This is a genomic window from Clostridium sp. CS1-1 (assembly GCF_056135525.1).
In genome coordinates this window covers 4,015,156-4,040,637 of sequence record NZ_CM148680.1, presented here as the reverse complement: position 1 = coordinate 4,040,637, position 25,482 = coordinate 4,015,156, and the positions used below count along the sequence as shown (strand labels likewise).

General features: G+C 32.2%; 27 protein-coding genes. All 27 read left to right on the top strand.

Translation table 11 applies throughout. From position 1 onward, the window contains the following. Positions 1–11 precede the first annotated feature (11 nt). The 27 genes from AC0N0V_RS19015 to fliS all read left to right on the top strand — a co-directional run bounded on the left by AC0N0V_RS19015 (position 12) and on the right by fliS (position 25,463). Positions 12–263, top strand: a complete 252-nt coding sequence (locus AC0N0V_RS19015; protein WP_474460343.1) for a winged helix-turn-helix domain-containing protein — start codon at positions 12–14, stop codon at positions 261–263. Between the two features lie 466 nt (positions 264–729). Continuing rightward, positions 730–1,062 carry a GNAT family N-acetyltransferase gene (locus AC0N0V_RS19010; protein ID WP_474460342.1) on the top strand — a complete coding sequence of 111 codons (333 nt, stop codon included), beginning with the start codon at positions 730–732 and terminating at the stop codon, positions 1,060–1,062. A gap of 395 nt (positions 1,063–1,457) precedes the next feature. Next, the gene (locus tag AC0N0V_RS19005; protein WP_474460341.1) at positions 1,458–1,832 is read left to right on the top strand and encodes a DUF1292 domain-containing protein; all 375 of its coding nucleotides are present in this window, start codon (positions 1,458–1,460) and stop codon (positions 1,830–1,832) included. A gap of 103 nt (positions 1,833–1,935) precedes the next feature. Continuing rightward, positions 1,936–2,577, top strand: coding sequence for an HAD family hydrolase (locus tag AC0N0V_RS19000; protein ID WP_474460340.1), 642 nt, complete (start codon positions 1,936–1,938; stop codon positions 2,575–2,577). Between the two features lie 15 nt (positions 2,578–2,592). After that, positions 2,593–3,408: an aminotransferase class IV gene (locus AC0N0V_RS18995; RefSeq protein WP_474460339.1), complete on the top strand. Its 816-nt coding sequence runs from the start codon at positions 2,593–2,595 to the stop codon at positions 3,406–3,408. 413 nt (positions 3,409–3,821) lie between these two features. Next, positions 3,822–4,646, top strand: a complete 825-nt coding sequence (locus tag AC0N0V_RS18990) for a PRD domain-containing protein (protein WP_474460338.1) — start codon at positions 3,822–3,824, stop codon at positions 4,644–4,646. Between the two features lie 13 nt (positions 4,647–4,659). Further along, positions 4,660–6,594 (top strand): glucose PTS transporter subunit IIA, encoded by a 1,935-nt coding sequence (locus tag AC0N0V_RS18985; protein WP_474460337.1) that lies wholly within the window; start codon positions 4,660–4,662, stop codon positions 6,592–6,594. A gap of 187 nt (positions 6,595–6,781) precedes the next feature. Next, positions 6,782–8,806, top strand: coding sequence for a flagellar assembly protein A (locus AC0N0V_RS18980; RefSeq protein ID WP_474460336.1), 2,025 nt, complete (start codon positions 6,782–6,784; stop codon positions 8,804–8,806). Between the two features lie 146 nt (positions 8,807–8,952). After that, a complete protein-coding gene (locus AC0N0V_RS18975) occupies positions 8,953–9,399 on the top strand; it encodes a chemotaxis protein CheW (protein WP_474460334.1) in 447 nt (148 codons plus the stop codon). A gap of 23 nt (positions 9,400–9,422) precedes the next feature. Continuing rightward, positions 9,423–9,911 (top strand): chemotaxis protein CheD, encoded by a 489-nt coding sequence (locus AC0N0V_RS18970; RefSeq protein WP_474460333.1) that lies wholly within the window; start codon positions 9,423–9,425, stop codon positions 9,909–9,911. Between the two features lie 51 nt (positions 9,912–9,962). Continuing rightward, on the top strand, positions 9,963–11,027 hold the full coding sequence (locus AC0N0V_RS18965) for a protein-glutamate methylesterase/protein-glutamine glutaminase (protein WP_474460332.1): 1,065 nt from the start codon (positions 9,963–9,965) through the stop codon (positions 11,025–11,027). A 5-nt stretch (positions 11,028–11,032) separates the two neighbouring features. Next, positions 11,033–11,800 (top strand): CheR family methyltransferase, encoded by a 768-nt coding sequence (locus tag AC0N0V_RS18960; RefSeq protein WP_474460331.1) that lies wholly within the window; start codon positions 11,033–11,035, stop codon positions 11,798–11,800. 64 nt (positions 11,801–11,864) lie between these two features. After that, positions 11,865–13,907: a chemotaxis protein CheW gene (locus AC0N0V_RS18955; protein ID WP_474460330.1), complete on the top strand. Its 2,043-nt coding sequence runs from the start codon at positions 11,865–11,867 to the stop codon at positions 13,905–13,907. 17 nt (positions 13,908–13,924) lie between these two features. Further along, positions 13,925–14,524: a chemotaxis protein CheC gene (locus AC0N0V_RS18950; RefSeq protein ID WP_474460329.1), complete on the top strand. Its 600-nt coding sequence runs from the start codon at positions 13,925–13,927 to the stop codon at positions 14,522–14,524. 35 nt (positions 14,525–14,559) lie between these two features. Then, entirely contained in the window at positions 14,560–14,919 is a 360-nt protein-coding gene (locus tag AC0N0V_RS18945; protein ID WP_474460328.1) for a response regulator, read from the top strand. Positions 14,920–15,940: 1,021 nt separating this feature from the next. Further along, positions 15,941–16,342, top strand: a complete 402-nt coding sequence (locus tag AC0N0V_RS18940) for a chemotaxis protein CheW (RefSeq protein WP_474460326.1) — start codon at positions 15,941–15,943, stop codon at positions 16,340–16,342. Positions 16,343–16,408: 66 nt separating this feature from the next. Then, a complete protein-coding gene (fliM, locus tag AC0N0V_RS18935; protein ID WP_474460325.1) occupies positions 16,409–17,404 on the top strand; it encodes a flagellar motor switch protein FliM in 996 nt (331 codons plus the stop codon). After that, on the top strand, positions 17,397–18,584 hold the full coding sequence (gene fliY, locus AC0N0V_RS18930; RefSeq protein ID WP_474460323.1) for a flagellar motor switch phosphatase FliY: 1,188 nt from the start codon (positions 17,397–17,399) through the stop codon (positions 18,582–18,584). Before fliM ends, fliY begins: the two co-directional genes overlap by 8 nt. A 169-nt stretch (positions 18,585–18,753) precedes the next feature. Continuing rightward, complete coding sequence (gene flgM, locus AC0N0V_RS18925; protein WP_474460321.1) at positions 18,754–19,023, top strand: flagellar biosynthesis anti-sigma factor FlgM; 270 nt, start codon at positions 18,754–18,756, stop codon at positions 19,021–19,023. Positions 19,024–19,036: 13 nt separating this feature from the next. Beyond that, positions 19,037–19,444 carry a flagellar protein FlgN gene (locus tag AC0N0V_RS18920; RefSeq protein ID WP_474460320.1) on the top strand — a complete coding sequence of 136 codons (408 nt, stop codon included), beginning with the start codon at positions 19,037–19,039 and terminating at the stop codon, positions 19,442–19,444. Positions 19,445–19,538: 94 nt separating this feature from the next. Next, the gene (gene flgK, locus AC0N0V_RS18915) at positions 19,539–21,446 is read left to right on the top strand and encodes a flagellar hook-associated protein FlgK (protein WP_474460319.1); all 1,908 of its coding nucleotides are present in this window, start codon (positions 19,539–19,541) and stop codon (positions 21,444–21,446) included. Between the two features lie 15 nt (positions 21,447–21,461). After that, the gene (gene flgL / locus AC0N0V_RS18910) at positions 21,462–22,787 is read left to right on the top strand and encodes a flagellar hook-associated protein FlgL (protein WP_474460318.1); all 1,326 of its coding nucleotides are present in this window, start codon (positions 21,462–21,464) and stop codon (positions 22,785–22,787) included. A 127-nt stretch (positions 22,788–22,914) separates the two neighbouring features. Beyond that, a complete protein-coding gene (gene fliW / locus AC0N0V_RS18905; protein WP_474464588.1) occupies positions 22,915–23,337 on the top strand; it encodes a flagellar assembly protein FliW in 423 nt (140 codons plus the stop codon). A 102-nt stretch (positions 23,338–23,439) separates the two neighbouring features. After that, positions 23,440–23,652: a carbon storage regulator CsrA gene (gene csrA / locus AC0N0V_RS18900; RefSeq protein WP_474460317.1), complete on the top strand. Its 213-nt coding sequence runs from the start codon at positions 23,440–23,442 to the stop codon at positions 23,650–23,652. A 319-nt stretch (positions 23,653–23,971) separates the two neighbouring features. Continuing rightward, complete coding sequence (locus tag AC0N0V_RS18895) at positions 23,972–24,373, top strand: flagellar protein FlaG (RefSeq protein WP_474460316.1); 402 nt, start codon at positions 23,972–23,974, stop codon at positions 24,371–24,373. Positions 24,374–24,393: 20 nt separating this feature from the next. Then, entirely contained in the window at positions 24,394–24,696 is a 303-nt protein-coding gene (locus tag AC0N0V_RS18890) for a hypothetical protein (protein ID WP_474460315.1), read from the top strand. Between the two features lie 380 nt (positions 24,697–25,076). Further along, the gene (gene fliS, locus AC0N0V_RS18885) at positions 25,077–25,463 is read left to right on the top strand and encodes a flagellar export chaperone FliS (protein WP_474460313.1); all 387 of its coding nucleotides are present in this window, start codon (positions 25,077–25,079) and stop codon (positions 25,461–25,463) included. The last annotated feature ends 19 nt before the right edge of the window (positions 25,464–25,482 follow it).

Genomic DNA, 25,482 nt, shown 5'->3' with positions numbered 1-25,482 from the left:
GGGGAATTAGAATGTATCCAAGTCAAAATCAAATAGCTAATGAAATGTTTAGAGAATTATCTCAACATCCAAATACAATATTTCATATTTCACAATTTTATAGAATACTAGCCAACAATTTTAACTTAAGCGTAAATGAAAGAAATATGAAGACAAGTACAGGAGAATCGAAATGGAGAAATGATGTTAGATGGGCAAGAGAAATATTGAAAAAACAAAATAAAATCGACCAGGTATCACGTGGTCATATTAAAAAACACTAGTGGAATACAATAAGTATACTTATAATAATTGAAATCCTTCTTGATTTTAAGAGAATAGGCCATATATCAGTATGACCTATTTCTTAATTTAAAATTGTATTCGATCCATGATTTATAAAGAATGTCCATAGGTCTGTGTAATATTATATAGATGAGATTTATTTCAATTGGAAACCTTATTCTAAAGATCATTTAAAGCTACTTCGTCATCGGAAGCTTGATACGCCGAACAGATTAAATTTCTAATTTAGAGTATACATAAAACTTAAGTTTAATTTTTTTATCTTGGTTGTGGTAAAATGTTAATATACCTTAACAGTTAAGTATTTATTTATCTAAAGGTTTTAGATAGTTTCGTAACAAAATATATAATTATTTAAGGGGATGAAGTTTTATGGAGTGGAGAAAAGATGAGTATTTAGTAAGTGATAATAAGGGGTTAATTGATGTATAAAAAGTATTTCAGATGATAACAGGGTCGTATTGGGCTTTTGGTCGACCTAAGGAGAAGGTTATTAAGACTATAAAGAATTCTCTGTGTTTTGGAGTTTATTATAAAAACAGACAAGTTGGCTTTGCTAGAGTTGTTACTGATAAAGTAGTTTTTTCTTATATAATGGATGTAATAATAGATGATGAATTTAGAGGTAAGGGTTTGGGTAAGTGGCTTGTGGAATGTATTTTGTCACATGAGGATGTTAAAGAGACTAAGCAAAGGCTTGCAACCAAGGATGATCATAAGTTTTATGAGAAGTTTAGTTTTAAGTTAGAAGAATGTATGACAAGATTACCAGAATAGATAAAGGTATGTCTTTTTATACATTAAAGTTTTTTAAAATTAATTGAAGTGGTACATAGTGTCAAATATGGTTTTCAATTTTTATAAAAAAATTTTATATTTATGTTTATAAATATAAAATTTGTCTATAATATAAGAAGTAAAATTTGTTATAATAAAATTCAATATACATATATGCTATAATATTAAATTTTATGTAATAATGAAATTTAAATAATAAATTTCTTAAAAAACTCTTTCTTTATTTTAAAATTAAGGGTAAAATTAGAACATAATACTAAAAGGAGGTGTAAAACCTGGATAGGCTAGAAGATGGTAGTTAAATTTACTATCTTAGGGTTTAGGAAGGTTATAAAGCCTATGCACTTATACTAGATTGATTCCAGGGATATATTATGGATAAAGATAAATTAAATGGCGGTTGTGGCTGCGGAGAAAATAACGAAGGTTGTGGTTGTGGCGGACACGATCATGGACATGATCACGGTGATGACCATGAATGTGGTTGCGGCTGTGGAGAACACGAGCATGAATCATTAATAGTTGATTTAGAAGATGAGAACGGAAACGTTGTTCCATGTGAAGTAATCGATGGATTCGAATATAAAGAAAACGAATATGCTATAGTGCAAAACCCAGAAAATGGTGCTGTATACTTATTTAAAGTTGTAGGCGAAGGCGAAGAAGGAGAACTTGTAATTCCTGAGGATGAAGAGTTCGAAGAAGTTTCAGCTTACTATGAGCAGTTAATGGCTGAAGACGAAGAATAAAAATTAAAAAAAGAAAATTATAAGAAAGTCGATGCAGAAATGCAGCGGCTTTCTTTGTGATAGAGATAATATTAATCGTCAATTCTAAAAAGGGGTGTTCGTAATGGAAAAACTGGCAATCTTCGATGTAGACTACACGCTAACTAAAAGGGAAACTCTTGCAGAATTCTATTTATTTATGATAAAAAAGTATCCTAAACTTATATTTCATGCACCTAGAGGTGTTATTTCAGCACTTTTGTATGGTATTAAAGTACTAGATTCTCAAACAGCAAAGGAGAACTTTATAGCCTTTATAGATGGGGTTCATGAAAAGGATATGCAAAAGTTAGTAGAAGAATTTTATGAGAAAAGATTAAGCAGGATACTTTATAAAGATGCTATAGACACTATTAGAAAACTAAAATCAGAAGGATATAAAGTATATTTAATATCTGCTTCAGCAGAATTTTATTTATACGAACTGTATAAAATAAAAGAAGTAGACAAAGTTATAGGTACTAGATTTACGCAAGTTGGAGGCAAATATAGTAGAAAGATTGCAGGTAAGAATTGTAAGGGTGAAGAGAAAGTAAGGAGACTTATGGAGGTTTTAAAAAAAGAAAATATAGAAGTAGATTTTGAGAACTCCTATATGTTTTCGGATTCGCTTGCAGATTTACCTCTTTTTAATTTAGTAGGAAAACCTTATCTTATAAATTATAAAAAAGGGCATGATAAGATAGAAGTGTTAAACTGGAAATAGGGAGGGGTAACTCGGATGAGTGAGTGTATTAATAATTACTTTTTATATAACAATGAAGTTAAAAGCTCTGATAAATTTGATGATGGTCTTTTAAATAAAGGGAAGTCTCTTTATGAGGTTATAAGAATAGTAGATGGAAAACCTTTATTTTTACAAAAACATCTAAAAAGACTAGAAAACTCAGCAGGTATAACTAATTTAAATATATGGCTATCAGAAGATGAATTGAAAGAAAAAATAACTGAACTTATAAAAGTAAATGATACAAAAATTGGCAATATAAAATTTATTTTTAACTTTGATGAAAAAAATAATTTTGCTGCTTATTTCGTAAAGCATCATTATCCTTCAGAGGAAGATTATAAAAACGGAGTACGGGCTATTCTTTATCATGGAGAGAGAAAAAATCCTAATGCAAAGATTATAAACATGGGGTTTAGAACTGCAGTTGATAAAGAAATAAAAGAAAAGGATGCTTATGAAGCTATATTAGTAGATAGAAATGGATACATAACAGAGGGAAGTAAATCTAATATATTTATGATTAAGGGAACAAAAGTAATAACTTCACCTTTAGAAGATGTCTTACCAGGAATCACAAGAAATGTTATAATAAATATATGTCGAAATATAGGATTTGAAGTTGCAGAATCAAAGATAGACTATAAGACTGTTAAGGATTTAGATGCACTATTCATATCTGGAACTTCCCCTAAGGTCCTGCCTATAAGAGAAGTAGATGGTATGAAGTTTGAATCTTCAAAGAATAAAGTGGTTTTAGAAATTATGAAGAGATATGAGGAAGAGACGAAGAAGGATATTTTGAGTTAAGAGTTAGGAGTTACAAAGGATTTAGATAAAGTGAAACTTGAATCAGATGTGGTTTTAACCCCACCTGATTCTTAGTTGAACCAATCCAGGGACGTAGCCGCTCTTTACCCCTTGTTTAAAGAACAGGGAGTATTAGAGCGGGTAGTCATCGGATAAATAGTTGACAGTTGATAGTGGGGAATTGACAGTTAAGGAAGGTTTTCCTCCTTACATCGTAAAAAAGTGATTTCTTGGAGGCTGGTTTTGCCCATAGCAAAACACTGCCAGTTTAATTTAAAAGAAGTTTTAAATTAAACCTTGTTTTACTGTAGGTAAAATAAAAACTAAGTTAGAAGATTTTTGGAAGAGATGCGGAGAAAAATTATCCATAACTGTCAACTACCCACTCAAAGAAAGGTTTGGAGTTGAATAGGATGGAAGGTTATAACATTAGGAAGGTTCTAAACAACAACGTTGTAATTGCAGAAAAGGAAAAAGAGCAGTTAATATTAGTTGGTAAGGGAATTGGATTTGATTTTGGAAAAAATGGAGTTATACCTGAAGAAAGAGTAGAAAACGTATTTATAAAGCAAACATCAAAAATTGGAGAAAATTATCAGAAAGTATTGCAAAGCATTGAAAGCAGCATAGTGGGTATTTCAGAGGAAATTATTAATTATGCAGAAAAAGAACTCAAAGTGAAATTAAGTGAAGCAATACACATATCATTACCAGATCATATTAGTTTTGCATTAAAGAGAATTGATAAAGGAGTAAATATAGAAAACCCTTTTATAAGTGAACTTAATGCACTTTATCCCGAGGAATATAAAATAGCCCTAAAAGCATTAGAAGCTATAAATGAGAATTTCAATGTAAATTTCCCAGAGGATGAAGCAGGATTTATATGTCTTCATATAAGAGCTGCGCTTACGGAGAAAGATGTTTCAGAATCTCTAGCATATACGAAAAAAATAGGTCAAGTGATGGAGCTCATTCAAAAGCTTACTAGGAAAAAATTAGAGAAAAATTCTTTAGCATACATAAGAACAATGAGTCATGTTAACTTTATGATAGAAAGAGTTGAAAATAATAAACCTATCAAAAATGATTTGCTAGAGAGTATAAAAAGTGGATTGGCTGCAGAATACAGCGTTGGAATTAAAATCGCAATGAAAATAGAAGATTTATTTTCTGTAAAAATACCTGAGGACGAGATAGGATATATAGCCCTTCATATAAAAAGACTAGTAGAATAGCAAGGTGGAACGTATGAAAAAGTTATTTTCAACACTTCAGAAAATAGGAAAATCTTTAATGCTTCCTGTGTCGGTTTTGCCTGCTGCAGGATTGCTATTTAGACTGGGGCAAGAAGATTTGCTTGGCGGGTATGGAGCTTGGTTCAGATACTTAGCTACTGCAGGAGATGCAATCTTTACTAACCTTCCGTTAATTTTTGCAGTGGGAGTGGCTGCAGGTTTTTCGGGTGGAGAGGCAGTTGCAGCACTTGCAGCAGTAGTAGGTCAGATAATTCTAGAATCAATTCTAAATGCAACAGGTAGAAATGCAGGTATGTCTATAAATATGGGGGTATTTGGTGGGATCTCGATTGGATTAATCTCGGGAGTGTTATATAATAGGTATCATGACATAAGGCTTCCAAAAGTTCTAGGCTTTTTTGGTGGTAAGAGGTTCGTTCCTATAATAACTTCTGTAGCAGCGTTGGTTTTTGCTGTTATAGCAATACATATTTGGCTTCCTGTTCAGCAGGTCATAGATATATTTGCAAAATGGGCTTCCACATCAATTTTTGGACCAGCATTCTATGCAGCGGGTAAGAGACTTTTGATACCAGTGGGATTACATCATATGTACTATCCAGTTTTTTTGTATCAATTTGGATCATTTATGACACCAGATGGAACAGTATACTATGGAGAGACAGCAAGATATTTTCATGGAGATCCTACCGCAGGTATATTTATGGCATCAGAGTATCCAATACTTATGTTTGGATTACCTGCAGCAGCATTAGCCATGATTGCAGCCTCAAAGACAGAGAATAGAAAAAAGGTGTCTGGTATGCTAATCTCGGCAGCTTTCGTATCATTTTTTACGGGAATAACAGAACCAATCGAATTTTCCTTTATGTTTGTGGCGCCTATATTATTTGTTTTTCATGTAATTGCGGCATTCTTTTCAGGGATTATTACAAGTCTCTTGCATATAAGATTAGGATATACTTTCTCAGCATCGGCAATCGATTATGTACTTGGGTATAAATTCGCATCCCATCCATTGCTTATATGGGTAGTTGGAATGGTGTATTTTTTTCTTTATTTTGCAGTGTTCTATCTTACTATCGTTAAATTAGATATAAAAACAACCGGTAGAGAAGATGATGAGGACTTAGTTGTAGATTTGAAAGAGTTTGGATATGAAAGAGCAGATATGATTTTACAGGCTATTGGAGGTATAGACAACATAGAAGTAGTAGATTCCTGCATCACAAGACTTAGGCTTACTTTAAAGAATATAAAGGCTGTGAATAAATCCTTACTAAAAAAGACTGGTTCAGCAGGAACTTTAATTGCAGGAAATAGTATACAGATAATATATGGTACCGATGCTGAAAGAATTAAAGATGAGTTAAAATCTGTAGTTTCAAAAAGTAGGCGATGTAATGATGATATGGGAATAGAGTATACATCTCAAGATAGTGATTTATTAAATACTTTCCCCTGTAGCATAGAGTTAACAAATCCCATAAAGGGTGAAATTATTAAGCTTGAAGAAGTACCAGATGAGGTATTTGCAGAAAAGATGCTTGGAGATGGATTTGCAATAAAACCGAAGGAAAGTAATGTATATGCTGTTTGTAGTGGTACTATAAAGGTTTTGTTTCCAACTAAGCATGCGATAGCAATACAAACTAAAGAAGGAATTGAGGTACTTATTCATGTAGGTATAGAAACTGTAGCATTAGGTGGAGAAGGTTTTATAGCCCATGTAAAACAGGGAGATGAGGTTAAAGAGGGGGATTTATTAATAACCTTTGATAAAAAACTACTTCATCAAAAAGCTAAGAGTTTATTATCTCCTATAATTATAACTAATATGGACTCTGTTGAAAGTATAGATATAAAGTATGGCAAGATGGCAAAGGGAGAAAAAGTTGCAAGAGTGACATTAAAGGATAGGGATTAAAACTACTGCTTACTAAGTGGTGGTTTTTTTCGTTTCCTAACTCAATACATACATGATATAATATCTTTATGAAAAATATAAATTGTTCGAATAATATATTATATAAGTAACTTATATTTACGGCAGCATGGGGGAGTTTTTAGGTTTATACAGACAGTAAAACTTTAAAAAACGGGGGGAGAAGGTTATGAAAAAGGTATATGAGGCATCTACATTAGAAAAGTGCTTGCAAAAAGCTTGCGAAGAGTACGGTGTATCTAAGGAAAGCTTAAGCTTTGAAATTGTAGAAGAGAAAAAATCACTATTTAGAAAAAAGATCGTAATCGAAGTAGACATACCAGACGAGAATACAATTGAAACAGAAGAAAATGAAAATTGTTTAGAGATTAATAACAATACGAAAAGTAATGACAAAGTAGAAAAAGATTTAGTTATCAACGAAAATGATGGAACAGTAAAGATAATTGATGAGAAAATAATTGTGAAGAATCCTAAAGAAGGTGGAAAACCTGCATCTATTTTAGTAGGGAACAATGTAAAAGTTCTTATTGATGGGGTTGAGTTTAAAGGTAAAAAAGAGGTTTTTGAAGAAACTCATATTGATGTGTCTTTGGATGGGTTAGATGAAGATGAACCATCAAGAGAGTTAAAAATAGCCTTATCTGAAAATTACATGGAGGCTTATGCAACGATTACATATAGGTCTAAGAATATATATAAGATAAAGAGTAAAGAAGAAAAAAATATGGTGATAATAGAGACGGAAGTAGTGTCACAAGTAAATCCGCCTAAATATAATATAGAGGAAGTTAAGAAGGAATTAGTCAATAATAATGTGATTTATGGTATAATAGAAGAAAACTTGAAGAAATGTGTAGAAAATAGCTCTGAGAAGTTTTTAGTAGCTAAAGGGCAAAAAGTCAAAGACGGGCAAAATGATACTTTAGATATAAGATTTAAAACTGAAGTTGATCTTAAAAATTTGAAGGAAGATAAGAGAGGGAATATAGATTTTAAAAGCATAGGTTCAGTTGCGGGAGTTCACAAAGGAGATATTATAGCAGTCAGGAATTTAGGGGAAGAAGGAAAAGATGGCTATAATATTACTGGAAAAGTAACAAAGTGTAAGCCTGGCAAAACGATAAAGTTAAAGGCAGGAAATGGTTGTGCTCTTTCTGATGAAAATACCATAGTAGCAGATATAGATGGAAAGCCCTGTATTAAGAATAACACTTTTTATGTCTACCAAGTTCACGAGGTTAGAGGAGATGTGGATCTGAAGACTGGAAATATAAAATTTATTGGAGATGTAATAGTATACGGTAGCGTTAGCGAAGGAATGGAAGTAGAATGTGGTAACTCTTTAGATGTAGAAAAAGATGTAGAGAGAGCAAAAATAAGAGCAAATGGAAATATTCATATAAAAGGGAACGCAATTGCCTCCAAAATATTTGGTGGTGGCGAAGATGTAAAAAAAATCAAAGCGCTTAAAGACTTAAAAAGCCTTAAGGAAAATCTAACATCCTTAATTAAGGCTGTTGAAGAAGTTAAAAAGTTTAATCTTCTTGGACAAGATAGAAAAGATGGAGAAGTAATAAAATTATTGTTGGAAAATAAATACAAGGTTATGCCAAGATTTTGTTTAAATGTAATTACTGACCTAAAAATACTTAATGAGTGCATAGAAGAAGATATAAGTGAAAACTTATCTAATCTAATAACAGGTAAGTTATTAGGCATATCACCAATAACTATAAAGCATTATTCAGAGTTAGACTTAATAATAAATTCTATAGATGAAATAATTACGGTACTTAGCACAACATTATCAATACCAGTAGATATGAAAATATCATATTGCCAAGACTCTAGTTTGCATAGTTCTGGAGACATTATAATAACAGGAAGGGGAGAATATATATCAGATCTAACTGCTAACGGGAGTATATGCTTTACTCAGGATAAAAGTGTAGCCAGAGGTGGAGTATTAAAGGCTAAGGAAGAGATTAGATGCAGAACTGTGGGAAGTACAGCAGGTGTATCTACAAAACTTCAGGTTGAAAAAGAAGGGCATATATGGGTAGATGTTGCTTATCAAAACACAATATTCGTAGTGGGCACAAGAGAATTTGCACTGGATGTTCCAAGTAAAAATGTACATGCCTACTTGGATAGCATGGATGATATAGTTGTAGATAAGTTAAGATTATAGAGTGTTTTATTGATGAATTAATAGATGCTTAACCGCTTGTTACTAAGTAACTAAGGTTATCTTGAAAAAATTATTATCATATACGATACTTTGTTATATAATGAAATTATAACTCTGTGTATATAGGGTTAAGTAGGAGGAATATCATGGAGAATAAGGAAGTTAAGGTTTTGATATTTAGTATAAATGGAGAACATTATGCTACAGATATTATGGAAGTGGAAAGAATACTAGGCTATGAAGAGCCAACTACTCTTCCAGATTCACCAGAATTTGTTGAAGGTGTTATAAACTATGAAGGAAATATTTTACCAGTAATATCTCTTACAAAGAAATTTAATCTCCATTCAAACAGTAAAAAAGATGAGTTGAAAATAATAGTAGCAAAGCAATCTGATAGTAAGGTTGGTATAATAGTTGATGTTGTATCAGAAGTTAGGGATGTTAGTATAAGAAATATCGAAGCAGCACCAGAAATTGCTGCCGGTATTTCAAAGAGATATATAAAAGGTTTAATCAAGATAGATGGAAAAATAATAATATTTTTAAACCTTGGTACAATATTAACAGAGGAAGAGAAAAAGCTTATATAGTATTAATTGAAAGGTGCATATTTATGGAAGTAAAAGAAATAAAAGTAGGAATTGCAGACATGAATACGGCTTCCTCTCCTGATAAGATAATGACCGTAGGACTAGGTTCATGTATTGGAATAGTTATATACGACAAAACTAAAGGTGTAGGGGGCTTGGCACATATAATGTTGCCAGATAGTAGTCAATTTAATAATGTTACAAATCCATTAAAGTTTGCAGATTTGGCAGTTCCAATGCTTATAGATAGATTAGAGAAGATGGGATCATCAAAGCGAAACATGAAGGCTAAAATAGCCGGTGGAGCATCCATGTTTAATTTCTCTGATAAAAGCATGATTATGGATATAGGAAATAGAAATGGAGTAGCAGTAAAAACTGCTCTTAAGAAACATTCTATTCCAATAATTGCCGAAGATGTAGGTGGGAATAAGGGAAGAACAATGATATTAGACACAACAGATGGAATAGTTTTGATAAAGACTGTAGGAATGGGAGTAAGAGAGCTTTAGTCAATTGATATTATCAATTGTCCATTAAAACGAAAATGGAGTGATACTAACTTGAAGAAAATAAAAGTTTTAGTAGTAGACGATTCCGCTTTAATGAGAAAAATTATATCCGATATGATAAATGAAGAAACGGATATGGAAGTTATAGGTATAGCAAGAAATGGAGAAGACCTGTTAACTAAATTATCAAGTGCTGTGCCAGATATAGTAACACTAGATGTAGAAATGCCTAAAATGGATGGAATCACAGCTCTTAAAGAATTGAAAAAAATGAATATTCATATACCGGTAATAGTTTTAAGTAGTGTTTCTCAAAAAGGGCCTCATATGACAATGGAGTGTTTGGAGGCAGGAGCATTTGACTTTCTACCGAAACCGTCAGGAGCAATATCTCTCGATATTAATAAGGTTAAAAATGATTTAGTGGAAAAGATAAGACTTGCTTTTGGAAAAGGAGCAGCACAACACAAAAATATTACCGAGCCTACGCAAAATGAAACTAAAGTAGTTACTAATAAAACCTTTAGACGAAATAAGGTAGATAAAATTGAAGCAGTGGTTATAGGTGCATCAACTGGAGGACCTAAGGCTTTATATACTGTTATAACTTCCTTTCCAGAGGATATCGGAGTACCGGTATTTGTTGTTCAGCATATGCCAGTGGGTTTTACAAAGGCTTTTTCTGAACGACTAAATTTAAATAGTAAAATAAAGGTTGTAGAAGCTGAGGATGGAATGATTGTAGAGAAGAATACAGTTTATATAGCACCCGGTGGATTTCATATGGAGGTTCATTCTGATAAAAAGATACACTTAAATACAGAGCCAACCATATGGGGCGTTAGGCCAGCAGTAGATAAATTATTTATATCTGCTTCTAAATTATATGGCTCCCATATTTTAAGTGCAGTGCTCACAGGCATGGGAAAAGATGGAGCACAAGGAACTGTAGAAATTAAAAAAGGTGGAGGGATAACCTTTGCTGAAGATAAATCTACCTGTACAATATATGGTATGCCTAAAGCAGCTTTTGAAACAGGAATGGTTGATGTTGTACTTCCAATTAACAATATAGCTCCAGAAATAGTAAAAGCAGTATCAGGGAATGGGAGGTAGTTTTTATGGATATGGCTTATTTTGAGCAGTGGGTTCTTAGAGAATTTAATATAAATTTATCTGCTTATAAATCAAATCAACTGCATAGAAGAATATTGAGTCTAATGTCAAGAGTAGGTGTAAAAACTATAGAGGAATATATAGCATTATTAAAGAAAGATCCTGCTCAAAGACAAAAATTCTTAGACTTTATAACTATAAATGTTTCTGAATTTTTTAGAAACCCTGAGATATTTGAAGATTTAAGAGATAAATTTAAAAATGAACTTTTAAGAAACAGTAACTCACTGAAGATATGGAGCGCAGCATGCTCAATTGGAGCAGAGCCATACTCTATAGCAATGTATTTAGATGAACTTTCACCTATAGGAAGGCATAAAATAATAGCTACGGATATAGACAATACGATACTTGAAAAAGCTAAAAAAGGTGAATATGTTTCTTCTGAAATTAAAAATGTAAAAAAAGAATATTTAAGTAAATATTTTTCATTAAAGAACGATAAATATACTATAAGTCCAAAAATAAAGAGTATGGTTACATTTAAAAAACATGATCTTATATTAGAAAATTATGAAAGAGATTTTGATTTAATTGTATGCAGAAATGTGGTAATATATTTTAATCAGGATGTAAAAGATCAAATATATAAGAAATTCAGTCAATCACTAAAAAAAGGCGGGCTATTGTTTGTAGGGGCAACGGAAAGTATATATAATTATAGAGATTACAGTTTTGAAAAAGCTTCTACTTTCATATACAGAAAGATTTAGTAGTTATGGAAAAATAAATTTAACTTCCCCATTTAGGTATAGGAAGCTGTAAGGAGGAAATATAATGGATACATCACAGTATATGTCGATGTTTTTAGAAGAATCAATGGACAACCTACAGACACTAAATGATTCACTGCTTCAACTTGAACAGGAACCAAATGATATAGATAAATTAAATGAAATTTTTAGAGTAGCTCATACAATCAAAGGAATGGCAGCTACAATGGGCTTCAATGAGATGGCAGAACTTACTCATAAAATGGAAGATGTGCTTTCAGAGTTTAGAGATGGACAGTTAAAGGTTACCCAGAAAGTTGTTACAGTACTTTTCAAGTGTCTAGATACATTAGAACAAATGGTCAACAATATTTCTGATGGAATACAAGAGGATGTTCCTATTGAGGAGATAATGAAAGAATTAGAATCTGTTGCAGATGATAAAGTTGAAGAGGTACAACAGTCAATAAATACAGTTGTGGAAGAAAAAAGTGATAACACTAAAGTAGAATTAAATGAATATGATATAAATGTTGTAAAACAGGCAGAAGATAGAGGATACCATTCTTATCAAGTAAAAATATTTTTAAGCGAAAATACTCTTTTAAAATCAGCTAGAGCATTTTTAATATTTAAAAGTTTAGAAGAGCATGGAGAAATAATAAAATCTATACCAAATGCAGAAGATATAGAAAATGAAAATTTTGATTTTGAAATAGACTTAATCTTCCTATCTACAAAAGAGAAAAATGAAATTTATGAAATGTTAATGAATGTATCAGAAGTAGATAAAGTCTTAATTGATGCTGTTGATGTAAAGGCTGAAAAAGCTAAAAAAATTGAACAAGAACAAATAAATATTGAAGAAATAAAGTCTAAAGTTCAAGAACAGGCCAATAATCAAATAGAACCAAAACCTGCTGCAGTGGCAGCTCAAAGTAATATAGCAAAGCCTGCTCAGAAGGAAGTTCATAAGAAAACTCATCAATCTGTAAGAGTTGATCTTGAGAGATTAGATAAATTCATGAATATGGTGTCAGAACTTGTTATTCACAGAACAAGACTTGAGCAAATAAGTAGTAATCATAGGTTAACTGACTTAAATGAAACCTTAGAACAAGTTGCTAGAACTACTTCGGATCTTCAAGATTTAGTTATGAAGATTAGAATGCTTCCACTTGATACAGTGTTCAATCGATTCCCAAGAATGATAAGAGATCTTTCAGTAGAACTTGGAAAAGAAATGGAATTGATTATTCAAGGTGCAGATACCGAGCTCGACAGAACAGTAATAGATGAGATAGGTGAGCCGCTTATCCACCTAATAAGAAATGCTGCAGACCACGGAATAGAATCAGCAGAAGTTAGAGCTGCAAAAGGTAAAGAGGCAGTTGGCAAGATAAAGCTCATAGCTTATCAAGAAGGTACAAAAGCTGTAATAAAGGTAGAAGACGATGGTGCAGGAATACCAGTAGATAAGGTAAAAGCAAAAGCAGAAAGACTTGGCATAAATACTGATGGAATGACAGATAATGACATAAGAAACTTAATATTTATGCAAGGCTTTAGCACTAATGAACAAGTCACAGATATATCTGGAAGAGGAGTTGGTATGGATGTAGTTAAGACAAAAATATCAGCCCTTGGTGGAACTGTGGATGTTATAAGTGAAAAAGACAAAGGATCTACATTTATTATAAGACTTCCGTTAACACTGCAAATAATTCAGGCATTACTTGTAAACGTAGGTAATGAAACTATGGCTATATCCTTAGGATATATTGATAGAGTAATAGACTATAGTGATGATTTGGTTAAGATGACTAATAATAAAGAGGTTATAATCTACAATGGTAATGTAACTCCACTTATAAGACTAAACAGAAAGCTTGATGTTGAAAAATCCAATAATATTAAAAATTATATAGTAATAGTTAAAGTTGGAGAGAAGACAGTAGGGCTTATGGTAGATGGATTACTTGGCCAAAAAGAAATTGTTATAAAACCACTTGGAAAAACACTTCAAGGATTAAAACAATATATAGGAGCAACAATACTTGGAGATGGATTGGTAACACTGATACTTGATGTTGCTGCTTTAATTTAAGGAGGTAAAAACCATATATGAGCTATGAAAACCTAAATCCACTACAGCTTGATGCACTTAGGGAAGTAGGAAATATAGGTACAGGAAATGCAGCTACTGCATTATCGCAGCTTATTAATAAGAAGGTTGATATGACTGTACCTAATATAAATATAGTACCTTTTGATGATATATTTTCAAGTATTGGTGGAGATGAAATTGTTGTAGGGGTAATTGTGAGGGTGCTAGGAGATACTCCTGGTAACATATTATTCGTGTTTGAGAAGAATACAGCTTTGAATTTGGTAGAAATTCTAACAGGTGAAAAAGAAGATTATTTAAGTGAAATGGGTAACTCCGTAATATGTGAAATAGGAAATATAATATCCAGTTCCTATATGAATGCAATATCAAAATTCACTGGGCTTAGCATAATGCCATCTGTACCTGCTGTGACGTATGATATGCTTGGTGCAATATTATCCACAACTTTTATAGAATCAGGGCAGTTTGATGATTATGTTCTTGATATAGAAACTGTTTTCGAACAAAATAATTCAGCAATAAGCGGGCATTTTTACTATGTGCCAATGCCTGGTTCACTTGAAAAGATATTGAGTACTTTAGGAATTGGTTAATAACAATAGATGTAAATGATTTTGGAGGGAATAAAATGGCAAAAATATTGATTGTTGATGATGCTGCTTTTATGAGAATGATGATAAAAGACATATTAGAGAAAAATGGATTTGAAGTAGTTGGAGAAGCTAACAATGGAATAAAAGCTGTAGAACTATATAAAAAAGAAAAACCAGATATAGTTACAATGGACATAACCATGCCAGATATGGATGGTATAGAGGCAGTAAAGGCAATAAAAGCTTTTGACCCAGCAGCAAAGATTATAATGTGTTCAGCGATGGGACAGCAGACAATGGTTATGGATGCTATTAAAGCAGGAGCAAGAGACTTTATAGTAAAACCATTCCAACCAGACAGAGTTCTTGAAGCTATAAGAAAAGTTGTGGGGTAGAGGACTTAGGAGTTAGGTCTCAGTACCAGGAATATATAAGCTATTCTTCGATACTGTTAACTGACTTCAAGCACTCTAAGGCTCGTAAATTCAGAAATTCTAAGAATTTTTGCTAACTCGCTGACGCTCAGACAAGCAAAAAGTTCTAAGATTTTCTGAATTTAGAAGCTAAGAGTGCTAAGAAATCAGTTAAATGTATCTCAGAACAACTTATATATTCCTTTACAAAACATAACATTACTAAGTCTTTGTATAAAAGTACATTGAAACATTTGGGAATGGCATAAAGTGATGATCAGACAAGAAAAAAATTCTAAGATTTTCTAAAATTACACGCTAAGAGTGCTAGGAAAGTCAGTTAAATGTATCTTCAGAATCACTTATATAGTCCCCCTTAACAACATAATTTCATGTAATCCCTATATAATGCATATCAAAGTATATTTAAACTTTTGTGAGTGTGAAAAGTGTAACTCAGATAAGTAGAAAGTTCTAAGATTTTTTAATTCACAAACTAATAATTCTAAGAAATAAGTTAAATGTATTCTTAGAATTATTTATATATATTTATAAAACTATCTTTAGTCTGATTCATATAATCCGATAATAGTGATATAGAAAAATTAGGTATAAGTTAGGGAGAGAATATATTTATGCTTAATACAACTTCAAGTAGTTAGATTTTGAATAGTTAGAAGTAAAATTGAAGATTGAGAATTGAGAATGAGTTTGCTAAAAATAAAAAAATTAGCCATTAATATAACTAATACTTAAAGGTGGAATGAATTTCATTTGGATTTTAAGTTTTAAATTAAGTATAATATCAATATAAAGTCGAAGTTTGTCGAATGATATTTTACGTTGTATTAAATCTTAGAAGCGTATATGACAATCTCTCCATATTATAAGTCTTGAAAGAGTCTCGTTCGTTCTTAATTCTCAGTTCTCAATTATAGAATTTCAAAAGATTGAGGATATAATTGAAAATATCGGTTAATAGTTAATATATGGAGGTGCAGCCATGCAGGTTGTTATATTTAAATTGAATAGTGAGCAGTTTGCAGTAGAAACTGCAAAGGTGCAAAGTATAAATGATGCTATGGAAATAACAAGAGTTCCAAAGGCACCAGCGCATATAAAGGGTCTTATTAATCTAAGGGGTAATGTAATATCACTTTTAGATATAAATCTTTTACTTGATGTTCCAAAGGATGAAGAAAAACAAAATAATATCATCATACTAGAAATGGAAGATGAACTTGTAGGAATAACAGTTGACCAAGTGGATGAAGTTTTAGATGTAGAGGAAGAGATTATAGAAAAGATAAGTGACGATAGAAAGAAGGCTTATATCGAAGGAATTATAAATTTTAAAGATAGAATAGTAACACTTATAGATATAGATAAGCTTCTTTCAGCTTAGAATTTAAAAAGTCGATAGTGGTCAATCGTCGATATATAAAACTGTAATTAGAAATGAGGGAAGAGAATGGCAGATGTGTTATCACAGAGCGAAATAGACGCCCTTTTAGCTGCGTTATCCACCGGAGAACTAACTCCAGACGAGGTGCCAAAGGAAGAAGAAAAACAAAAAGTAAAGCCTTATGACTTCAGAAGTCCTCAGAAGTTCTCTAAGGATCACATAAGGACTCTTGAGCTTATTCATGATAATTATGCCAGAATAATTTCAAACTACCTAACTGCCCAAATGAGAATGAATGTAAAAGTTAAAATAGAGTCTGTTCAACAGATAACTTATGAGGAATTTATACACTCAGTACCAAATCCAACTATCTTAACAATATTTAAAATGCCTCCTTTAAGTGGTTCTGTATTATTTGAGACAAATCCACAATTTGTTTTTGAGATAATAGATGTACTGTTAGGTGGACGTGGGGGATCAAGACATAAGTTAAGAGAGTTTACTGATATTGATAAAAATATTATAAAGGTTGTAAATACAGGGCTTATATCTAATCTGAAACTTGCTTGGGAAGATGTGCTAGAGATTCAAACAGAAATAGAAGGAATTGAAACGAACCCAGCTTTAAACCAGACACTAGCGCCTAATGAGCCTGTAGCTTTAATAACTTTTTCAGTAGAGCTTGGCAAGGGAAGTACATTTATAAATGTATGTATACCTTATTTAAGCATTGAGAAGGTTTTAGACAAACTAGTTGTTCAGTACTGGTTCCAGGAAAATGACGAAGATGTATTAAAGGACTCAAGGGAAAAGCTAAGGGAACGATTAAATATAGTAAGCATGGATTTAACTGCTGTGCTTGGAACAGCAGATATAACTGTGAATGATTTCTTAAATTTAAACGTAGGCGACGTTATAACTTTAAATGAAAAGACTAGCAGTCCTGTTCAGATGATGGTGGACGCTAGGCCATATTGTTACGGTAAACCCGGTATACTAGGTAAAAATATGGGGGTTCAGATACTAGATATTATAGATAAGGATGTGGAAAATTATGGGTAATGGATTTCTTTCACAGGAAGAAATAGATGCACTTTTAAATGGAGGAGCCGACTTGAAACCTGAGCCATCTGCAGTAGATTTACCAGATTTATCAGATCTAGAGAAAGACTTACTCGGAGAAATCGGTAATATATCTATGGGTTCTGCCTCCACAGCACTTTCACAAATTATAAATCAACCAGTTAATATAACTACTCCAGTAGTTAGTGTTACTACGTTAGAAAATCTAAAAGGTGAATTTGAAGTTCCAAACATCGCTTTGGAAGTTAGATATACGAGCGGTATAATGGGAGAAAATCTGCTAGTAATGAAAATTACAGATGCAGCTGTAATCGCTAATCTTATGATGGGCGGAGATGGAGTTGTTTCTCCTGGGGTTACAGAGCTTACAGAAATCGAATTAAGTGCAGTATCAGAAGCAATGAATCAGATGGTTGGTTCTGCAGCAACATCTATGGCAACAATGTTTATGAGGGAAGTTAATATATCTCCGCCTCTATCAAAAATATGGAGTGATTTAACAGAGCCATTAGCAGAAGGTATATTAGATGATGAGGCACTAGTAAAGGTATCTTTTTCATTGACAATAGGAACATTAGTAGATAGTTACATGATGCAGCTATTACCAATGGGAACTGCGAAAAAGATAGTCTCTATAATGATGGGACAAGAAGATGCTGAAGTGCAGCCAAAGCAAGTAGAGCAGCCGGTTTATTCTGAACCAGAGCCGCAAGTGCAGCAAAGACAGCAGCATTCACAGCCAGAACCTCAATATGGATACCAACAGGCAGCACAATACGGAAACTATCCACAACAAGCATATGAACAACCAGTTGAAACCCGTAGACAGCCACAAGTTGAGGTACACCAGGCTGCGTTCCAACCTTTAGGTGGTCCATCTCCAAGTCAAACTATGCCTAAAAATATAGATTTGATATTGGACGTGCCATTAGAAATATCAGTAGTTCTTGGCAGAACAAAGAAAAATATTAAAGATATTTTAAACCTTGGAACAGGTTCACTTATTGAGTTAGACAAGCTTGCAGAAGAACCAGTAGAAATATTAGTAAATGGCAAAAAAGTAGCATATGGGGAAGTTGTAGTAGTTGACGAGAATTTTGGTGTTAGAATTACAAGTATAGTAAGTAATGAAGAGAGAATCAAATCACTTGGAAGATAGGAAGCAGCCTTTTTATAAGGGCTGTTTTTACTTGCAAATAAATAAGAACAACTTAAGCTTAAAATAAGATAATTACTTTTATATAAAGTATAAATATTATACTAACATGTTCGATAATACTAGTAACAGGGAGAGAACAAGTTTTAATTGGATGATAGGAGTGTAAGAGATGAAGATTAATGGGATTAATCCAAATAAGATAGTAAATCTTTATTCTAACAATAAAAAAAGTATAGAGAAGAAAACAGAGGTATCACAAAAGGATTCTATACAGATATCAGCTGTTGGTAGAAACTTAAGTGCATATTCGTTAGATGATAAATTTATTAGTTCAAATGAAAAAATTGAAAGCTTGAGAAAAGAGATACAAAATGGTACTTATAATAGAGACTCAAAATTAGTAGCAGAAAAGATGTTAGAGGCGATGAAGCAAAAATAGTGGAGGGTAAGCTATGGTCGATAACTTAAATAAAATAATGATTGATGAGTATGTAGCACTTCAAGACCTTCTAAAAGCACTAGATGAGCAGTTTGAACATCTAACAAAAAGAGAGGTTTTTGCATTAGATAAAATTGCCCATAAGATAGAATTGTGTGCTAGACAGGTAGCCCATTTTGAGGTGGAACGAAGAGAGCTCACACAGGGCGAATCAATGAGAGAAATAATAAGTAGATTAAATAATGAAGAGTTAGAAAACAATTATAGAAATATTAAGAAGCTACTAGAAGAGATAAAGTTTCAAAAGGATACTAATGAACTTTTAATAAGACAAGGTCTAGGATTTACGACTCAAATGCTTAATGTATTAAATCCTGATAAGGGACCTAAGACTTATAATCCTTATGGTAAGAGAAGGTAAGTAGTGGACAGTTGATAGTGGCAATTGTCAGCTGTCCACTATAATTTTGTATTAGAATAAATAGCTTAATCAAAAGTAAAAAGGGGTTGAGGGAATGTCAGGTTTATTTGGAACTTTTAATATAGCAACAAGAGGACTTTATGCGCAGCAGAAGGCTATAGATACAACATCTCATAATATTGCAAACGCCAATACGGAAGGTTATTCAAGACAAAGGGTACAACTTGAGACTTCAAGACCTTATCCTATGCCAAGCATGAATAATGCTGCAGAGCCTGGTCAAATTGGCACAGGAGTAACTGTTTCTGCTGTAAACAGAGTAAGAGACAGCTTTCTTGACTATCAGGTAAGAGTTGAGAAAGGAGTTGACGGGCAGTTTCAGGGTCGTGACAAGTTTTTAAGTGAAATAGAAAATATTTTTAATGAACCTACTGATACAGGTATGTCTACACTAATAGGTAAGTTCTTCGACGCATGGCATACACTTGGTACGTCTCCAAAGGAATCAAACGCAAGATCTATAGTTGCTCAACAATCAGTAGCACTTGCAAATGAATTGAACCATACCTATTCAGAGCTTGAGAGTTTAAAAGATAATACTCAAATTATGATAAAGGATACTGTGTTTGATATAAACAGTATGCTTGGGCAGTTAAGTCAATTAAATCAGCAGATAAAGCAGGTTAAAGTTTCAGGAAATACTCCAAACGACTTAATGGATAAACGTGATTTGTTATTAGATCAACTTAGTACTAAATTTGGAATAAAAATTGATAAAAAAGACTTTGATGCAATTGATGTAACTACGTCAAACGATTCAAAGTATGCAGGCTTAGGTGATAATGGTAATGCTCCTATTGGACCAGATGGTAAAGCAATAAATATAGTTCAATCTGTAAATCCCAATAATCCAGCTAAATTCTCATATATAAGTAGCATAACAAAAGATGGAAAAGAAGAATTTAGCGGACCTGGCAAATATACAGTTACCTACTATAAAAATGGAGATATGACTAATGATAGTAATAAGGTTACCCTAACAGTTGACATACAGGATACTGGAAAACCTGGTGATTCAGGGTATGTTAGTGCAGCGGATAAATTTAAACAGTTAGATCAAACAAGAGTACTTTGGGCAGCTAATGATGGAACTGCATTTAAGGTTGATGGCGGTAAGGTTGCTAGTTTAGATGGAAAGAATAATTTAGTTAACTCAGATCCTCCTATGGAAATTAGCTTTGAAAATTTAGCTTTATTCAAAGCACCAACTGGTGAATTAAAAGGGTATATGTCTGTTCAACAAGATATAGACACCTATGAAAGTCAATTAAATAGTTTTGCTAAAGCTTTAGCTTTTGCTGTAAACGGAATAATTGATCAAAGTGCTGATGGTACTACATCTGAAGGTGGAGTAAGTAACTTCTTTGTAAATGGAGATACGAAGGATCCTAATAATTACAATGCTGATGAGGTCAATATAACTGCTGCAAATATCAAAGTTAATCAGGCTATAGTAGACAATCCTATGAAAATAAAAACTGCAAGCAAGTATGATGCAGATGGAAATCCAATTAGCGGAGAGAGTGATGGCACAAGAGCATTAATTTTAGGAACATTAAGAGACAAGTTAATGTCTATTCAGAATGTAGATGAAAATACAACTAGAGCTGACTTTTTAAATTCTAATATATTTAAGCCAGACTCTAACTACAATAATTTGTATACAGTAACAAATGATATTGGTGGTATGACTTTAGATAGTTATTTTAAGGATACTGTGGACAGGCTAGGAATACAGGAACAGGAAGCTAGAAGAATGGTAGAAAATCAGGCAAAGCTTCTTTCAGGTTTCGTAGAGTCAAGAGACTCTGTTTCAGGAGTCTCACTTGATGAAGAAATGGCTAATCTAGTCCAGTTCCAGCACTGTTATCAGGCAAATGCTAAGATTATTTCAACAGTAGACCAGCTGTTAGATGTTGTTATAAACGGACTTAAGAAATAGTGAGGTGAATATATCTTGAGAGTAACAAATAAAATGCTTGCTAACAACTACCTGAGTGACATGACTACAAACTTAAATAAGATGAAAGATCTTCAACAGCAAATGTCTTCAGGTAAAAACTTTAGAAGACCATCTGATGATCCATTTAACGTAGCAAGAGCTATGCAGATGCATACACAAATTAACACTAATACACAATATAATAAGAATATAACTAATGTTATAAACTGGCAAGATACTACGGATACTGCCCTAAGTCAGATGGGAAACGTTTTTCAATCAGTAAGAGAAAAATTGGTATCAGCAGGAAATGCAGCTTATGGTTCTGATGAGAGAGCAAAGATAAAAGATGAAATAAACCAGAGAGTTGGTCAATTAGCTCAGATATTAAACACAAGCTTTGATGGAGAGTATATTTTCGGTGGAACTCAAGGTGCCTCAAAGCCGGTAAAAACTGAAACAGATGCAAATGGTAATACAAAGCTATTATATAGTGATAAAAATGGCAAAGAGCTTCAAGTGGTAAGTGATGTAAAAATGCAGGTGGGTACGATATCCGATTGGTCAAGTAAGAGCATAACTTTTGATGTAACTCCAGATGGACAGCAGACACAATCCTACCAAATACAATTAGATACACTAGACGCTAATGCATCAATAGATACCTTAATTTCAAATATTAATGATAAAATCAACAATTTCTCTCCCGATAGCGGAAAAACTTATCCTTTAAAGGGGCAAGTAAGTATAAGTAAATCAGACAATGGACAAATTAAATTTACGAGTTTAAATAATGATAGTAATATAACAATATCGGCGAGTGGAACAGATATTCCAAATGCGAGCACAGTGGCTGGCAGTACTTTACCAAATTTTCAGCTTGATAATTTGGGCAGTAAAAGACAAACTGAGATATCACAAGGGGTAATGATTGAATATAATGTTACTGTGACAGAAATGTTTAACTTTAAAGGAAAAGATATAAATGGAAATGAAGTAGAATTTGATTCAAAAAAAGTATTATCAGATATAATTTCACACTTAGATAATCCTGATGATACAAGTAAACTCACAAATGAGGATTTACACAATTTAGATCAAGTTATGTCGCAAATTTTAAAGGTTCGTTCAGAAGTAGGTGCAAAGCAAAATAGAATGGAAAGTGCAAAAGATCAAAATGAACAAGCGAATCTTGATATGACAGATATACTATCAAAAACAGAGGACATTGATATAACAGAAAAGACTATGGAATATGCAATGATGCAAACAGTTTATCTAGCATCGCTTCAAACAAGTGCAAAGGTACTTCAACCAACACTAATGGATTATATGAGGTAGTTCCTAGTAGTTAGTTAACTTATGGTATTCATATAAATATATCTTTTTTATATTTATATGAATGCCAGTGAAAATTAAGCTACGACATTAAATAAATTTTGATGGGACCTAAAAAGAGGTGTTAATGATGAAACTAAATACAAAATATCATGGTGTAAGGGAATTTGAAGAAAAAGATATTATCAATTTTAGAAAAGGACTTCCAGGTTTTGAAAACTTGAAAAAGTTTATCATTTTTCCTATAGAGGATAATGAATTATTCAGTATACTTCATTCAATAGAAGATGAGAGTATAGGACTTGTAGTGGTATCACCTTTTTATTTAATTGAGGATTATGAACTTAATCTTGATGAAGAAAAGATAAGTGAACTTAAAATCGACAGATCTGAAGATGTTTTAGTTCTTAATACTGTTACCCTAAGTTCAAAAGTAGAGAATATAACTGTAAACTTAAAGGCTCCAATAATAATAAATATAAATAATAACTTAGGGGAACAAATAATACTAGAAAATCCTGATTATGCTATAAGGCATCCGCTATGTAGGTAGTATCGTGGATAAGTGTTTTAATAAACTTAAAGCTTTATTAGTGATGATAAGGAAATCATCATAAACTTTAAGAGGCTCTAGAGCTGTCAAGGAGATGATTGTGTGTTAGTCATAAGTAGAAGGAAAGGTGAGTCAATTCTAATAGGTGATGATATTGAAATAACCATAGTTAAGGTAGATGATAATTCTGTAAAACTTTCTATATCAGCACCTAAGAGTGTAACAATATTGAGGAAAGAATTATATAAAGAAGTAGGGCAAGAAAACAAAAACGCAGCAGCTTCTGATATAAGTATCTTAAAAAACATAAAGTAAAATATACATTAGATTTTATTTATCAGATGTTTTACTCTTCTAATAGCAGGAAGCATCTATATTATTTAGTATTATAGTGGAAATTTTAAATGTTTAAAGTCATAATAAGCTTGCCAGCTATTGTAAACTAGGGTACATTAGAAATATATTAATTAATAAATAGACATATTTGATGCAGCTTACTTATAGTAACGTAATTATTAGTGGCAGTTAACTATGATTATAGAAAAGTTAACTATGCTGTGAGAAGTGAGGATATAATAATTAATACTTAGTCCTCTGCTTCTAATTTCTTAATTATAAAGGTGAGGTGTAAAGCATGGAAGTGAGAAATATTGGTCAAGGAGGACAGATATCTTCGGACTTAGGTACAAGTTCAGTAAATAATGGTGGACAAAACATACAGGGGACAGGTTATGAAAACTATAATTATGAAAATAATAGTGGAAGTAATAATGGAAGCAATAATATGACTTTAGAGAATAAGAAGGGCTTTTCTGAAAAAGATATAGGGAAAGCAGTAGATAAGTTTAATAAACTGTTAGAAGATAAATCAACTCATGCTGAATATGAGATATACGGCAAATCGAGGGATTTAACTATAAGAATAATAAATGACAAAACAAAAGAGATTATAAAAGAAATTCCACCTAAAAAGTTAATCGATATGATAAACAAACTCTGTGAATTGGCAGGGATATTTGTTGATAAAAAAGCATAAAGTTAGGGGATGGTGGTTTTATGGAATATAGGCTCAATAAAATCGATCCGGAACTTAGGCAGAGAATAAGAGAAACTACAATATCAGGAAAGATTCATGCTAAGGCTAGGCTATCTGTAAATAAGGATGGAAACCCAAATAAGAGGGATGGTAGTAAAGATTTTAGCAATGAATTGGAAAAACAAAATGAAGATAAGGACAAGGATAAAAAGAAGATTGTGGTGGAAGCTATTGAAATCAAACAAGTAGAGATACAAGCTTATAAAGAAGTAGAACTTTCAAAGGATGAAACTAGGGGCAATATATTAGATGTGAGAAAGTAAATTTAAAACTTAATTAATTATCTGGATATAGGTTACTATTCATAGAGCACTATAAATACCTGTAATAATTTAAAGTTCCAGTGTGGACAGGAGCTAGGATTCGTTGCAAAGTGTTTAGCTGTGTTTTGAGCAATAGTAACCTTAACCTATTTTTAGATATCAAAGAGTTTCTAGAAATTTGTTTTAAAATAAGGATTTCTAATCTTAAATACATATACAAAAATAAATATTAATTCTCAATTTTTAGTTAAACTTCATATGTATCTTTACGATAATTAAGTATAAGACAATGAAAATGTAGATATGATAAAAAAATATTAATTTAATTTATTAGATATAATGGATTTTAATATAGGATTTTTAAAGAGGGGTGTTTTAATATGTATGCAACAAACGCATATAACGCATATAAAAATAATAGTGTAAATTACGCTTCTAAGGGTCAATTATTATTAATGTTAGTTGATGGAGCAGTTAAATTTGCTAAAATAAGTAGACAAGCAATTATTGATAAGGATATTAAAAAAGCACATACAAATATAGTTAAAACTCAAGATATATTTTACGAACTAATGGCTACTTTGGATGTTAATAAGGGTGGAAATTGGGCTCAAAATCTAATGAATATTTATGATTTTATAGTAAGAAGACTTGTAGAGGCTAATATAAAGAAAGACATTAAAATATTGGATGAGGTTATTCCTCTAATTCAAGATGTTAGAGACACCTGGCATGAAGCAGATAGGATAGCTAGAGGGGCGAAATAGATTCACATCAATCCTTAAC

Coding starts and splice junctions, on each gene's coding strand:
- AC0N0V_RS19015 (WP_474460343.1), top strand. CDS start 12: ATGTATCCAAGTCAAAATCAAATAGCTAATGAAATGTTTAGAGAATTA.
- AC0N0V_RS19010 (WP_474460342.1), top strand. CDS start 730: ATGATAACAGGGTCGTATTGGGCTTTTGGTCGACCTAAGGAGAAGGTT.
- AC0N0V_RS19005 (WP_474460341.1), top strand. CDS start 1,458: ATGGATAAAGATAAATTAAATGGCGGTTGTGGCTGCGGAGAAAATAAC.
- AC0N0V_RS19000 (WP_474460340.1), top strand. CDS start 1,936: ATGGAAAAACTGGCAATCTTCGATGTAGACTACACGCTAACTAAAAGG.
- AC0N0V_RS18995 (WP_474460339.1), top strand. CDS start 2,593: ATGAGTGAGTGTATTAATAATTACTTTTTATATAACAATGAAGTTAAA.
- AC0N0V_RS18990 (WP_474460338.1), top strand. CDS start 3,822: ATGGAAGGTTATAACATTAGGAAGGTTCTAAACAACAACGTTGTAATT.
- AC0N0V_RS18985 (WP_474460337.1), top strand. CDS start 4,660: ATGAAAAAGTTATTTTCAACACTTCAGAAAATAGGAAAATCTTTAATG.
- AC0N0V_RS18980 (WP_474460336.1), top strand. CDS start 6,782: ATGAAAAAGGTATATGAGGCATCTACATTAGAAAAGTGCTTGCAAAAA.
- AC0N0V_RS18975 (WP_474460334.1), top strand. CDS start 8,953: ATGGAGAATAAGGAAGTTAAGGTTTTGATATTTAGTATAAATGGAGAA.
- AC0N0V_RS18970 (WP_474460333.1), top strand. CDS start 9,423: ATGGAAGTAAAAGAAATAAAAGTAGGAATTGCAGACATGAATACGGCT.
- AC0N0V_RS18960 (WP_474460331.1), top strand. CDS start 11,033: ATGGATATGGCTTATTTTGAGCAGTGGGTTCTTAGAGAATTTAATATA.
- AC0N0V_RS18955 (WP_474460330.1), top strand. CDS start 11,865: ATGGATACATCACAGTATATGTCGATGTTTTTAGAAGAATCAATGGAC.
- AC0N0V_RS18950 (WP_474460329.1), top strand. CDS start 13,925: ATGAGCTATGAAAACCTAAATCCACTACAGCTTGATGCACTTAGGGAA.
- AC0N0V_RS18945 (WP_474460328.1), top strand. CDS start 14,560: ATGGCAAAAATATTGATTGTTGATGATGCTGCTTTTATGAGAATGATG.
- AC0N0V_RS18940 (WP_474460326.1), top strand. CDS start 15,941: ATGCAGGTTGTTATATTTAAATTGAATAGTGAGCAGTTTGCAGTAGAA.
- fliM (WP_474460325.1), top strand. CDS start 16,409: ATGGCAGATGTGTTATCACAGAGCGAAATAGACGCCCTTTTAGCTGCG.
- fliY (WP_474460323.1), top strand. CDS start 17,397: ATGGGTAATGGATTTCTTTCACAGGAAGAAATAGATGCACTTTTAAAT.
- flgM (WP_474460321.1), top strand. CDS start 18,754: ATGAAGATTAATGGGATTAATCCAAATAAGATAGTAAATCTTTATTCT.
- AC0N0V_RS18920 (WP_474460320.1), top strand. CDS start 19,037: ATGGTCGATAACTTAAATAAAATAATGATTGATGAGTATGTAGCACTT.
- flgK (WP_474460319.1), top strand. CDS start 19,539: ATGTCAGGTTTATTTGGAACTTTTAATATAGCAACAAGAGGACTTTAT.
- fliW (WP_474464588.1), top strand. CDS start 22,915: ATGAAACTAAATACAAAATATCATGGTGTAAGGGAATTTGAAGAAAAA.
- AC0N0V_RS18895 (WP_474460316.1), top strand. CDS start 23,972: ATGGAAGTGAGAAATATTGGTCAAGGAGGACAGATATCTTCGGACTTA.
- AC0N0V_RS18890 (WP_474460315.1), top strand. CDS start 24,394: ATGGAATATAGGCTCAATAAAATCGATCCGGAACTTAGGCAGAGAATA.
- fliS (WP_474460313.1), top strand. CDS start 25,077: ATGTATGCAACAAACGCATATAACGCATATAAAAATAATAGTGTAAAT.